Here is a 13,204-nt window from a genome sequence, read left to right on the forward strand (position 1 = left end):
GGTGCCAGCTGGCACCGGGCCTCCCGTCTGTGGGTTGCGCGCTATGCGCGGGTCGTGGCTGCGGTCAGGGGCACGATCACGCCGTGCGACTCGCGGAGCACGTCGAGGGTGCGCTGGACCTCGTCCGCGCGCTCCTCCGGCGTCCAGCCGAGCGCACCGGCCAGCACGTCGGCCAGTTCGTCGAGCAGGTCGATCGTGACGCCACCGACGAACGCCAGGTTCGTGCGTCGCAGGACGACGTCGATCAGGTGGACCGCCTGCTCGTGCTCGGCGAAGTACGCGACCTCGGCACGGGTGAGGGCGGGCTCGGACTCGAGCGGCTCGACCGGGCCGTCGGTCAGGACGTCCACGACCTCGGCCGCACGGGTGCCGTAGCGCTCGAGCAGCCCCTCGACCAGGGACTCGTCGAGGCCGTCGCGGTGGGACTTGATCCACAGCGCGCGCTGGGCGTCCGTCGTCGGGAAGTCCTTGCCGCCGCCGATCGCCATACCGGTCGTGTCGACCTTGCGGGCGACGCCGAGCTTCTGCGTGGCCTCGGTGGACAGGTGCGCCGCGAGGGCGCGGAACGTCGTCCACTTGCCGCCGACGAGCGACAGCACGGTGGTCGACCCGAGACCGGGGATCTGCGTGTCGACGATCCGGTAGTCACGGGACACGAAGCCGGGGGCGGTGTCCTCGTGGCGGGGGAGCGGCCGGATGCCGGAGTAGCTGTACACGATGTGGTCGCGGGTGACCTCGATCTGCGGGAACACGTGCTTGACGAGCCCGAAGAAGTAGTCGATCTCCTCGTCGGTCGTGGTGACCGGCTTCGAGGGGTCGGCGTCGATGTCGGTCGTGCCGATGAGCACCCGGCCCTTGAGCGGGTAGATCAGCACGATGCGGCCGTCGTCGTTCTCGAAGAACAGCTCGCGGCCCTTGGTGGCCTCGAGCAGCTCGTCGTTGTGCACGACGATGTGCGAGCCCTTCGTGCCGCCCATGAACTTCGTCTCGCCGCCGAAGGCCTGGTTCGTCAGGTCGGTCCACGGGCCCGAGGCGTTGATGACGACGTCCGCCTGGAAGGCGAACTCCTCGCCGGTCTCGCGGTCACGCAGCAGCACGCCGCCGTCGCGGGTCCCAGCGGCCTCGACGTAGTTGGTCGCACGGGCGGTCGCGGCGGAGCCGGTTCCGGTGCCCGCGGCCAGGCCGTCCTTGAGGACGTCGAGCGCCAGACGCTCCGGCTCGTGCACGGAGGCGTCGTAGTACGTGCCCGTGTACTTCAGGTCCTTGTTGAGCGCCGGCATGTCCGTCAGCGCGGCCTTCTTCGTGCGGAAGACGTGCTTCGGCACCGAACCGCCGTCGCGCGAGAAGGAGTCGTAGATCGTCATGCCGATCTTGATGAGCATCGCGCCGCGCTCCTTCGTGGAGCGCTGCTTGTGCGTCAGCATCCGCAGCGGGGCGTTCATGATGCCGGAGAACGTCGAGAAGATCGGCATGGTCGTCTGCAGCGGCTTGACGTAGTGCGGCGCGATGCGGATCAGGCCGTTGCGCTCCTGCACGCTCTCGCGCACCAGACGGAACTCGCCGTTCTCCAGGTAGCGGATACCGCCGTGAATCATGTGGCTCGACGCCGCCGAGGCGCCGGAGGCGTAGTCGCCGCGCTCGACGAGCGCGACGTCGACGCCCTGCAGGGCGAGGTCGCGGAAGGTGGCGATGCCGTTGATGCCGCCACCCACGATGAGGACCTGTGCGTTCGGGCGCTCGGTGAGGGCGGTCACCGTGCGTCGGGGCTGCGTCGTCTTCGACATGTGCGTACGCGTCGCTTTCTGGGGTCGGTTCTGTGGTCTTGCATCGATCGTGCGCCTGTTGAGAAGTCGGGGCAACTTGCGTGCACGAACGTGCAGAACGGCTGTGTTGCCGGTCGTCCGGGCCATCCGTCGGCCGGTCAGGGCGGACGGGAGGCCCGGTTGGGCTTGCAGGGGCCGTGCACGTCCGTGCATGGTTGGCTCCATGAGTTCCGTGCACGCGTCGTTCGCATGAGTGACGCCGCCCAGCCGATGCGCACGCAGCAGGCGCTGCGTGCCGCGCACCTGTACTACCTGCAGGACCTGACGATGGACGCCATCGCCGACGAGCTCGGCACGTCGCGGTCGTCGGTGTCACGACTGCTCAAGCACGCCAGGGACACCGGGCTCGTGGACATCCAGATCCGCTCGCCGCTCGACCAGGCCGCTGCCCTGAGCCGGAACATCCGTGCCCGGTTCGGGGTGCACGCCCACGTCGTCCCGGTGCCGGACCACACGAGTGACGTCGACCGGCTCGAACGGGTCGCGCTCTCGGCCGCCCGGATCCTGACGCAGTACATCGAGTCGAACATGGTCATCGGCCTGTCGTGGGGCTCGACCGTGAGCGCCGTCAGCCGGTACCTCGTGCCGAAGACCACGCACGGGTCGACCGTCGTGCAGGTGAACGGCGCGGCCAACACGCGCACCACGGGCATCGTCTACGCGTCCGAGATCCTCCGGCGCTTCGGCGAGGCGTACGGCGCCCTCGTGCAGCAGTTCCCCGTGCCGGCGTTCTTCGACGACCCCGCCACGAAGGAGGCCCTGTTCCGCGAGCGCTCCATCCGCCGCGTGCTCGACCTGCACGAGCGGATGGACGTCGTCGTGTTCGGTGTCGGCGCGCCGCAGGCCCCGGTGCCCTCGCACGTCTACTCCGGCGGGTACCTCGACCCCGCCGACCGCGACGAACTCACGAAGGCCAAGGTCGTCGGCGACGTGTCGACCGTGTTCTACCGCGCGGACGGGTCCTGGCGGGACATCGGGGTGAACGCCCGTGCCGGTGGCCCCGACCTCGACACCATCAAGCGGGCGCCCCGTCGGATCTGCGTCGTGGCCGGACGGGGGAAGGCGGCGTCGCTCAAGGGAGCACTCGCCGCCGGGCTGATCACCGACCTGATCCTCGACGAGAGCATCGGGCAGGCGATCCTGCAGAACTGAGACCCGCGGGACCGGTTTCTGGACGCTGTCGCGATTTTGTCGGTGGCTCCTCCTAGATTCTCGAGCATGGTGCTCACTTCAGGAACGCGATCGTCGTTGCCGACGAACACGGCTGCTGCGCCCGGAGCAGAACGCTTCGTCACCTCGGTGCCCGACCGGCGCGGGACCGCGGACGGCCGGTGGTCCAAGCGACTCGCCGGCACCGACATCGACCAGGCCATGGCGTTCTTCACCGCCGGGTACGACCTGCGTGCGCCCGCGGTGCGCCGCACCTCGGCCGACAGCGCATGGAGCTTCGCGGGGGTGGGCGACGAGCGCATGTCGCTCCGGAGCTCCCGGTTCCAGGTCGACCTGCGGAGCGAGTCGCTGGTGACGGACGAGTTCATCGTCGTCTGGATCCGGACGGGCACCAGCCGCATCTCCTACGGCGGTCACACGGTCGACCTGCAGCCCGGGGTCCCCGTCGTGCTGCCGAGCGATGGCGCCTACCAGCTGCACCACCGCGACATCGCGCTCAACCTCGTGCAGCTGGACCGCGCGTTCGTGGCCGAGCTCGCCGGCGACGCCGACTTCGCGTTCGAGCCGTTGCAGCGCCCGACCGCAGAAGGTGCCCACGTGTGGCAGCAGGCCGTCCGTGCGCACTCGGCGACCTGGCTCGACATGGGTCACGAGCTCGGCGATGCCGCCCGTCGCACCGTGGCCGACACGTTCGCCGCCGCCGCGCTCCAGGCCTTCCCCCGTCGCACCGCGTGGCGCGCCTCGGTCCCCGGCACGGGCCCGGAGCACGAACGGCTGCGTCGCGCGCTCGAGTTCGTGCACGCGCACGCGGCCGAGGCGATCGGCACGCCCGAGATCGCGACGGCCGCCGGGCTCAGCCCCCGTGGTCTGCAGCAGTCGCTCCGTCGACACCTCGACCAGACGCCCGGCGACCTGCTGCGCGGCGTGCGGCTGGACGGCGCCCACACCGATCTCCGTCGCGCGGACCGCGACGAGACCTCAGTCGCCGACGTCGCGCGTGCCTGGGGGTTCGGTCACCTGGGACGGTTCTCTGCGGCGTACCGGGCGCGGTTCGGCGAACTCCCGAGTGAGTCGCTCCGCAGCAGGAGCTGATCCGCCGAATCTGATCGCACCGATTCGCGATCAGTCAGGCGGATGTTCGGCTGCAACCTGCCGGAAACGCACGAGTGGCTGGATGGTGGGTGTCACGGCGACCGGTCCTCAGCCCGGTCGCACCGCAGCCCACGAAGGAGTCCGCCATGCGCATCGGCGTCCCCACCGAGATCAAGAACAACGAGTTCCGTGTCGCCGCGACGCCCGCAGGCGTGGCCGAGCTCGCCCTGCACGGACACCAGGTGCTGGTGCAGGCCGGCGCGGGTGACGGATCGTCCTTCCCGGATGCCGAGTACGCCGCTGCCGGTGCCACGATCGTCGCCACGGCGGACCAGGTCTGGGCGGACGCCGAGATGGTCCTCAAGGTGAAGGAGCCGATCGCGTCGGAGTACGCGTCCATCCGCCCCGGCCAGGTCCTCTTCACGTACCTGCACCTGGCGGCGGACCGACCCCTGACCTCCGCGCTCACGGCCTCCGGCGCGACGGCCATCGCCTACGAGACCGTCCAGCTGCCCGACCGGTCGCTGCCGCTGCTCTCGCCGATGTCGGAGATCGCCGGGCGCCTGTCCGCGCAGGTCGGTGCGAACCACCTGATGCGCGCGCACGGCGGCCGGGGGCTGCTGCTCGGCGGCGTGCCCGGCACCCCGAAGGGCCGCGTCGTGGTCATCGGCGGCGGGGTCGCGGGGGAGCACGCGGCGGCGATGGCGCTGGGGCTCGGGGCCGATGTCACGGTCTTCGACATCAGCCTGCCCCGACTCCGGGCACTGGACGCCCGCTTCGACGGACGCATCACGACGCTCCGGTCGTCGTCGCACGCGATCGCCTCGGCCCTGCGGGACGCCGACCTGGTCATCGGTTCGGTGCTCATCCCCGGGGCGTCCGCACCCAAGCTCGTCACCGACGCGATGGTGGCGGACATGCGCCCGGGCTCGGTGCTCGTCGACATCGCGATCGACCAGGGCGGGTGCTTCGAGGGCTCGCGGCCGACCACGCACGACGACCCCACCTTCCGGGTGCACGACGCCGTGTACTACTGCGTCGCGAACATGCCGGGGGCCGTCCCGCGCACGTCGACGATCGCGCTGACGAACGCGACGCTGCCCTACGCCCTGGCGATCGCCGACCAGGGGTGGGAGCGGGCGCTGGAGTCGGACGCCGCCCTCGCGCGCGGGCTCAACGTGCACGCCGGGCAGGTCACGAACGAGGCCGTCGCCGCTGCCCACGGCCTGGTCGCCGCCCCGCGCTGACCCGCGGTCGCTCCTGGCCCGTGGCGCCGCGCCGCCCACGGCACCTCCTCGCGAAAGCGACAGTTCCCCGCCGAACTTCGGCGGGGAACTGTCGCTTTCGCGTCCTGGATGGGGCGACTTCGCGTTGGTGACGGGGCGCCTTCGCGTTGGTGGCGGGGCGCCTTCGCGGGGATCTGTCGCTCTCGCGGGGGCGCCGCGGCGCGTCAGCGCACGGTGAGGCGGGCGGACGGGGCGCGGAACCCGGCGCGGGCCCGGACCACGAGCGTGACGACGACCGCGGCGGCAGCGGCGACGATGGCCGCAACGGCGGTCGGTGTCGAGACGAGCGGGCCGTCGAGCCGTGCGACCGCGACCCACGCCAAGCCCCATGCGAGCGAGACCACCGGCGCGAGACGACCGCGTCCGGCGATCGCGACGAGCACCCCGACCAGGCCGGCGACGAGCGCCACGACGACGCCCCACACGTCCTGCCCGAGGCCGAACCCGCGGAAGCCGGCGGCGGTCAGCACCGCGGCCGTGTTCGCCGCCGTCGCGACGCAGACCCACCCGAGGTAGAGCCCGAACGTGCCGTCGGTGACGATCGCCTCGACGATGCCCGAGGGCCGCGTGCGACGCAGGACCACGAACGTCCAGGCCAGCACCGCGAGCAGGGCGACGATGATGGGCTCGCTGAGCCAGAGGAACCCGAACTGCACCGACAGGATCCACGCGGCGTTGAGCAGCAGCGAGAGCACCGCCGGCACCGCGAGCCGGTCGTGCCGGGCCTCGTCCGCGCGACGCGGCAGGAACTGCCACACCGCGAAGGCGATGAGTCCGACGTAGATGACGCTCCAGATGCCGAACGCGGGACCGTCGGGAGCGATCGCCGTCGACGACGCCGACAGGGCCCCGCCCGCAGCGTCCTGGATCGGCGTCCCGCCCGCTGCACCCGACCCGATGAACGAGCCCACGACGGCGATGACGGCACTCACCGCGATCGCGATCTTCCGGAACCACCGCATGACCACTCCTCTCGTCGACACGCTGTCGTCAGCATGCTGATGACCACACGCTAGGCCGACGCACGACGGGCTCGTGCAGGCGGCACCCAGGCGACGGGGGACGTGCGTAGCCTGGGCGCGTGACCGTCGAGCTCAACACCGTCTACGTCGACCGCATCGCCCCGATGCGCAGCCCCTCGCTCGACGAGACGTTCCGGATGATGTCCGACCAGCAGGCGAGCTCGTGCATCGTGCTGTACCAGCCGGATGCGGTCGAGCTCGGGGACGTCGCGGTCGAGCTCGGGCTGCACGAACTGGCGGTGGAGGACTCCGCCGAGGGGCACCAGCGTCCGAAGCTCGAGCGCTACGGCTCCACCCTGTTCGCCGTCCTCAAGCCCGCGCTCTACAACGACCGGCGCGAGGAAGTGGCCTTCGGCGAGGTGCACGCGTTCGTCGGGCAGGACTTCTTCCTGGCCGTCGTGCAGGCCGACCCCCGCGGCCAGCACGTCGTCCCGCGGGCCCTGCAACGGATGAGCGGCAAGCCCGGCCTGGTCACGGCGGGTCCGCAGGCGCAGCTCTGGGCGTTGATGGACTCGATCGTCGACGACTACATCCCGGTGATCGACGGGCTCGAGGAGGACATCAACCAGATCGAGGACCAGCTGTTCTCCGGTGTGGCGGGTGTCTCGAAGCGCATCTACGAGCTGTTCGGCGAGGTCGTCGACTTCCAGCGTGCCGCCCGGCCACTCGTCTACATGATCGAGAACCTGCACCGCGGAGCGGAGAAGTACCACCTGCCGGTCGAGATGCAGCGGCGCTTCCGCGACGTCCTCGACCACGCGATCCGGATCGTCGAGCGCCTGGACACCTTCCGTCAGCTCCTGCAGAACGCCCTGACGGTCGACTCGACCCTGGCGGCGCAGAAGCAGAACGACGACACGAAGAAGATCTCGGGCTGGGCGGCGATCCTGTTCGCGCCGACGTTGATCGCGGCGATCTACGGCATGAACTTCACGAACATGCCCGAACTCCGGTGGCAGTGGGGCTACCCGTTGGCGGTCCTGGCGATGATCGTCTTCGCGCTGGCCCTGTTCGTCGTCTTCAAGGTCAAACGCTGGTTCTGACATACTCGCCGTACTTACTTGTGAGACGGAAGAAAGAGCTCCGATGACGCAGCACGCACAGCCCGACGCCCTGATCCACCTGACCGCCGCGGGCGTGTCCCTCGTCCTGGACTGCATGGACGGGCAGCTCCCGGCCGTCGTGCACTGGGGCGCGGCGCTCGGGGACCTGTCCACCGAGGACCTGCGGGCCCTCGTGACGAGCGGTCTCGAGCCGGTCGTGTCCAACGCTGTCGACGTCCCGATCCGCGTGGCGGTCCTGCCGGAGCCGCACGCTGGGTGGTCGGGCAAGCCCGGCATCAGCGGGCACCGCGACGGCCGCGACTGGTCCCCGAAGTTCACGACGACGTCCGTCGACACGACGACCGACGCTGGCGACACGACGTCCACCGTCGTCGTCGAGGCCGCCGACACCACCGCGCAGCTCGCCGTCCGCATCGAGATCGAGCTCACGGCCGCTGGCCTCGTCCGTGCCCGTGCAGCCGTGACGAACACCGGCGGGGGCACCTACACGGTCGACGACGTCACGGTCGCCCTGCCGATCCCGAGCCGTGCCCGTGAGGTCCTGGACTTCGCCGGGCGCTGGGGCAAGGAGCGCACCCCGCAGCGCAGCGAACTCGTCGTCGGCATCCACGAGCGCGAGGGCCGCAAGGGACGGACCGGCGCCGACGCCGCCACCGTCCTGAGCGTCGGCGTGCCCGGCTTCGGCTTCGCCCAGGGTGAGGTGTGGGGCGTGCACACCGCCTGGAGTGGCAACCACCGCCACCACGCCGAGCGGCTGTTCAACGGCAAGCAGGTCGTCGGCGGCGGCGAACTGCTGCTGCCCGGCGAGGTCCGGCTCGGCACGGGGGAGACCTACCAGGGCCCCTGGGTCTACGGCGCGTACGCAGACGGCCTCGACGCCCAGGCCCGCCGCTTCCACACGCACCTGCGCAGCCGCCCGCAGCACCCGACGAGCATCCGCCCGATGACGATCAACGTCTGGGAGGCGGTCTACTTCGACCACGACCTCGCGCGGCTCACCGACCTGGCCGACCGCGCCGCCCGCCTGGGCGTCGAGCGGTTCGTGCTGGACGACGGCTGGTTCCGCCACCGCCGCAACGACTTCGCCGGCCTCGGTGACTGGTACGTCGACGAGGGGGTCTGGCCGGACGGCCTCACCCCGCTCGTCGAGCACGTCCGCGCTGCCGGCATGCAGTTCGGCCTGTGGTTCGAGCCGGAGATGATCAACGAGGACAGCGACCTGGCCCGCGCCCACCCCGAGTGGGTCATGCAGGCCGACGGACGCCTGCCGATCCGCTCGCGACACCAGCAGGTCCTCAACCTGGCGATCCCCGAGGCCTTCGCGTACGTGCTCGAACGGATGACGTCGATCATCGCCGAGTACCGGATCGACTACGTCAAGTGGGACCACAACCGCGACCTGGTCGAGGCCGGGTTCCCGGGCGGCGGGGCGGCGGTCCACGAGCAGACCCTGGCCGCGTACCGACTGATGGCGGCGCTCAAGGACCGGTTCCCGGGCTTCGAGATCGAGTCGTGCTCGTCCGGCGGCGCCCGCGTCGACCTCGGCGTGATCGAACACACCGACCGGGTGTGGGTGTCCGACTGCATCGACCCGCTCGAGCGCCAGCAGATGAACCGCTGGACCATGCAGCTGCTGCCCGCCGAGCTGCTCGGGTCGCACATCGCCAGCGGCGTGAACCACACGACGGGACGCTGGCACGACCTGTCCTTCCGCGCCGGCACCGCCCTGTTCGGGCACCTCGGCATCGAGTGGGACCTGGCGAAGGCGACCGAGACCGAGCTGCGTGACCTGGCCGAGTGGATCGCGCTGTACAAGGACACGCGCCCGCTCCTGCACGGCGGTGACCTGGTGCGTGTGGACCAGGTCGACCCGACGCAGAACGTCTACGGCGTGGTGTCTCCGGACCGGCGCGAGGCGACGTTCTTCCTGGCGTCGCTGGCCAGCTCCGAGGTGAGCCTGCGCGGTCGCATCACCTTCCGCGACCTCGACCCCGACACCCGCTACCGCGTCGACCCCGTCCTCATCGGCACCGGTGCCGACGGCGTGCGGGAACCGGTCTGGTGGTCCGGGGAGCGGGTCTTCACCGGTCGTGTCCTGACGACGGTGGGCGTGGAGGCCCCGGCCACGAACGCCGAGCGCGTCGTCCCGTTCCGCCTGACGGCGGTCGGCTGACGGCGCACCTGACGGCGCGCACCGGACGGTCGGAACGCGACCGGGATGCGCACGGGAGGCCCGTGGTGACGTCACCACGGGCCTCCCGTCCGTCCCGGCTCGGGAAATGTCTTGACAACCCGTTTGTTTTGTGGCGACACTAAGGGCGTCCGGGGGTCGATCCCGGCGGAAACCGCGTTGACGAAGGAGTCACGATGGCCACCGAAACACCCGTGTCGTCATCCCTGACGACGAGGGCCCGGCGCAGCCGGTCCGTCGCACCGACCACCGCCCTGGGGTCGAGCCCGCGGCGCCGCCCCCGCAACGACCTCTGGTTGGCGCTGGTCTTCATCGCACCGGCCTCGATCGGCTTCGCGGTGTTCCTGCTCTGGCCGACCCTGCGGGGCATCTACCTGAGCTTCACGACCTACAACCTGCTCACGCCGCCGGTGTTCACGGGCCTGCAGAACTACGAGCGCCTGGTGCAGGACTCGATCTTCTGGCACTCGATGGCGGTCACGGTCGAGTACGTGCTGCTGAACATCGGCTTCCAGACGATCCTGGCGCTGTTCATCGCCGTGATGATGCACCGGCTGACGAAGTCGACCTTCGTCCGCGGCATCGTCCTGGCGCCGTACCTGGTGTCGAACGTCGTCGCGGCGCTCATCTGGCTCTGGATCCTCGACACGCAGCTCGGCATCGGCAACGAGGTCCTCAACGCGATCGGCGTCGGCCGCATCCCGTTCCTGCAGAGCGACTTCTGGGGCATCCCGACGATCGCGTTCATCAACGTCTGGCGGAACGTCGGCTACACCGCGCTGCTCATCTTCGCGGGCCTGCAGGCGCTGCCCGAGCAGGTCTACGAGGCCGGCCGCATCGACGGTGCGAGCGAGTGGCAGATGTTCTGGCGGATCACGGTCCCGCTGCTGCGTCCGATCCTGTCGCTCGTGCTCATCATCACGATCATCGGTTCGTTCCAGGTGTTCGACACCGTCGCCATCGCCACCCAGGGCGGGCCGGCGAACGCCACGAACGTCGTACAGAACTACATCTACAACCTGGCCTTCGGCCGGTTCCAGTTCGGCTACGCGTCCGCCGTCTCGGTGGCCCTCCTCATCGTCCTGAGCATCATCACGTTCGTCCAGTACCGACTCTCGCGCTCCAGCGAGACGGACCTGGACTGACGGACCCGAAGACCCCCGGAAGCGAGTCGAAGATGACCAGCACCCTGCCCCCCGTGGTCGAACCCACCACCACCCGCGCGCTCACCACGCGCGGCGCGAAGCCGGCACGTCCGAAGCCGTCCGTCGGCCGCGTGATCGCCTGGATCGCGATGATCGCCGTGATCGTCGTGACCCTGTTCCCGTTCTACTGGATCCTCCGCACCGCACTGTCGTCCAACGGCGCGCTCTCGGCAGACCCCACCTCGCTGCTGCCGACCGGCTTCAGCCTGGGCGGCTTCGAGCGCGTGTTCGGCCTGCAGTCCACGAAGGAGGCGCTCGCCCAGGGTGGCTCCGGCGCGGCGATCAACTTCTGGCAGTACCTGCTCAACTCGGTGCTGACCGCCACGATGATCACCGTCGGCCAGGTGTTCTTCTCCGCTGCAGCCGCCTACGCCTTCGCCCGACTGCGCTGGCCGGGACGCGACAAGGTCTTCGGGGTGTTCCTCGCCGGGCTCATGGTCCCGACGATCTTCACGCTGCTGCCGAACTTCACCCTGATCAAGTCGCTCGGCCTGGTCGACACCCTGCTCGGGATCGCGCTGCCGTCGATGCTGATGACGCCCTTCGCGGTGTTCTTCCTGCGGCAGTTCTTCCTCGGCATCTCCCGCGAGGTCGAGGAAGCCGCCCTGATCGACGGCGCCGGGAAGGTCCGGGTGTTCTTCCGGCTCATCCTGCCGATGGCCTCGGCCCCGATCGCGACGCTCGCCGTCCTGACCTACATCACCGCGTGGAACGACTACTTCTGGCCGCTGATGGTCTCGTACACGGACAGCTCCCGCGTGCTCACCGTCGCGCTCGGCGTCTTCAAGTCGCAGTCCCCGCAGTCCGGCACCGACTGGGCCGGGCTCATGGCGGCCACCCTGGTGGCCGCGCTCCCGATGATCGTGCTGTTCGGCGTCTTCGCCAAGCGGATCGTCAACTCCATCGGCTTCTCCGGCATCAAGTAGGGAACCCTCCTCATGACGCACTCCATCACCCGCCGCTCCCTGTTCGCGGGCGGCGCCTCGGCCCTGGCGATCGGCGCACTGGCGGCCTGCTCGTCCCCCGGCACGCCGAACCCGAAGAGCGGCGCGACCGGCACCGTGTCGTACTGGCTCTGGGACGCCAACCAGCTGCCCGCGTACCAGGCCGTCGCGAAGGCCTTCGAGCAGGAGAACCCGGACATCCGGATCAAGATCACCCAGCTCGGGTGGGCCGACTACTGGACGAAGCTCACCGCGGGCTTCATCGCCGGCACCGCGCCCGACGTGTTCACCGACCACCTGTCGAAGTTCCCGCAGTTCGCCGACCTCGACGTGCTGTACAAGCTCGACGAACTCGAGGCCACGTCCGCCATCCGCGATGCCGACTACCAGTCCGGGCTCGCGCAGCTCTGGAAGGGCAAGGACGGCCACCGCTACGGGTCGCCGAAGGACTGGGACACGATCGCGATGTTCTACGACAAGAACGTCATCGCGAAGGCCGGCTACTCGGCGGAGTCACTGGCCGCGCTGGCCTGGAACCCCGACGACGGCGGCACGTTCGAGAAGGCGATCGCACACCTGACGATCGACAGCAAGGGCCGTCGGGGCGACGAACCCGGCTTCGACAAGAGCAACGTCGCGGTCTACGGCATGAGCGCGAACGGCAGCGGCGGCGACGGCTTCGGCCAGACGCAGTGGTCGCCGTTCACCGGGTCGACCGACTGGTACTACACGAACGCGAACCCGTGGGGGAACAAGTTCCGCTACGACGACGCCGGATTCCAGAAGACGATCTCGTGGTACTTCGGACTCGCCGACAAGGGCTACATGCCCAAGTACGGGGTGTTCTCCACGACGACCGGCCCGGACGTGCAGCTCGGCGCGAAGAAGGTCGCGCTGTCGTTCAACGGCTCGTGGATGATCGGCACCTACGCGGGGCTGCAGGGCGTGGACGTCGGCATCGCGCCGACCCCCGCCGGCCCGGTCGGGCACCGCGCGTCGATGTTCAACGGGCTCGGCGACTCGATCACGAAGCAGGCCCGGAACCCCGAGGCCGCCGCGAAGTGGGTGGCGTTCCTGGGCAGCGCGACCGCGCAGGACATCGTCGGCCGCGCGGGCATCGTGTTCCCGGCGCGGAAGTCCGGGACCGAAGCCGCCGTCGCCGCGTTCGCGAAGCGCGGGCTCGACGTCGGCGCGTTCACCGAGCAGGTCGACGACCGCACGACGTTCCTGTTCCCGGTCACCCGGAACCCGGCCGACGTGCAGGCGCTGGTGCAGCCGGCGTTCGACGACATCTACGCCAACGGCAAGCCGATCTCGTCGCTGACCGCGGTGAACGAGCAGGTGAACACGCTCCTGCAGCTCACGTAGCGGCCCTGGTCGCGTCCGCAGACGGACGGGAGGCCCGTG

At 70.0% G+C, this 13,204-nt stretch carries 10 protein-coding genes; 8 read left to right on the top strand and 2 right to left on the bottom strand.

Going from position 1 to position 13,204, the window contains the following annotated elements; all coding sequences use genetic code 11:
• Positions 1 to 41: 41 nt before the first annotated feature.
• Positions 42 to 1,784: a glycerol-3-phosphate dehydrogenase/oxidase gene (locus tag BIU90_RS10595; protein WP_071300170.1), complete on the bottom strand. Its 1,743-nt coding sequence runs from the start codon at positions 1,782 to 1,784 to the stop codon at positions 42 to 44.
• 228 nt (positions 1,785 to 2,012) lie between these two features.
• Here BIU90_RS10595 and BIU90_RS10600 point away from each other — a divergent pair, with 228 nt between their 5' ends.
• From BIU90_RS10600 to ald, 3 genes are all read left to right on the top strand, one after another.
• Positions 2,013 to 2,975: a sugar-binding transcriptional regulator gene (locus BIU90_RS10600; RefSeq protein ID WP_071300171.1), complete on the top strand. Its 963-nt coding sequence runs from the start codon at positions 2,013 to 2,015 to the stop codon at positions 2,973 to 2,975.
• 66 nt (positions 2,976 to 3,041) lie between these two features.
• Positions 3,042 to 4,085, top strand: a complete 1,044-nt coding sequence (locus BIU90_RS10605; RefSeq protein ID WP_083403873.1) for an AraC family transcriptional regulator — start codon at positions 3,042 to 3,044, stop codon at positions 4,083 to 4,085.
• A 146-nt stretch (positions 4,086 to 4,231) separates the two neighbouring features.
• Positions 4,232 to 5,332 carry an alanine dehydrogenase gene (gene ald, locus BIU90_RS10610; protein ID WP_071300173.1) on the top strand — a complete coding sequence of 367 codons (1,101 nt, stop codon included), beginning with the start codon at positions 4,232 to 4,234 and terminating at the stop codon, positions 5,330 to 5,332.
• 203 nt (positions 5,333 to 5,535) lie between these two features.
• Here ald and BIU90_RS10615 read toward each other — a convergent pair whose 3' ends face one another.
• Positions 5,536 to 6,333, bottom strand: a complete 798-nt coding sequence (locus tag BIU90_RS10615; RefSeq protein WP_071300365.1) for a tryptophan-rich sensory protein — start codon at positions 6,331 to 6,333, stop codon at positions 5,536 to 5,538.
• A gap of 119 nt (positions 6,334 to 6,452) precedes the next feature.
• Here BIU90_RS10615 and BIU90_RS10620 point away from each other — a divergent pair, with 119 nt between their 5' ends.
• The 5 genes from BIU90_RS10620 (at position 6,453) to BIU90_RS10640 (ending at position 13,165) form a co-directional block, all read left to right on the top strand.
• Positions 6,453 to 7,436, top strand: coding sequence for a magnesium and cobalt transport protein CorA (locus BIU90_RS10620; protein WP_071300174.1), 984 nt, complete (start codon positions 6,453 to 6,455; stop codon positions 7,434 to 7,436).
• A gap of 43 nt (positions 7,437 to 7,479) precedes the next feature.
• Entirely contained in the window at positions 7,480 to 9,630 is a 2,151-nt protein-coding gene (locus tag BIU90_RS10625) for an alpha-galactosidase (protein WP_071300175.1), read from the top strand.
• Between the two features lie 194 nt (positions 9,631 to 9,824).
• On the top strand, positions 9,825 to 10,793 hold the full coding sequence (locus BIU90_RS10630; protein ID WP_083403874.1) for a carbohydrate ABC transporter permease: 969 nt from the start codon (positions 9,825 to 9,827) through the stop codon (positions 10,791 to 10,793).
• A 53-nt stretch (positions 10,794 to 10,846) separates the two neighbouring features.
• Positions 10,847 to 11,779, top strand: a complete 933-nt coding sequence (locus BIU90_RS10635) for a carbohydrate ABC transporter permease (RefSeq protein ID WP_071300367.1) — start codon at positions 10,847 to 10,849, stop codon at positions 11,777 to 11,779.
• Positions 11,780 to 11,791: 12 nt separating this feature from the next.
• Positions 11,792 to 13,165 carry a sugar ABC transporter substrate-binding protein gene (locus BIU90_RS10640; protein ID WP_071300176.1) on the top strand — a complete coding sequence of 458 codons (1,374 nt, stop codon included), beginning with the start codon at positions 11,792 to 11,794 and terminating at the stop codon, positions 13,163 to 13,165.
• Positions 13,166 to 13,204: the final 39 nt, after the last annotated feature.

Origin of the sequence: Curtobacterium sp. MCBA15_001, from assembly GCF_001864835.1 — a bacterium.
In the GTDB taxonomy this organism is placed as follows: Bacteria; Actinomycetota; Actinomycetes; order Actinomycetales; family Microbacteriaceae; genus Curtobacterium.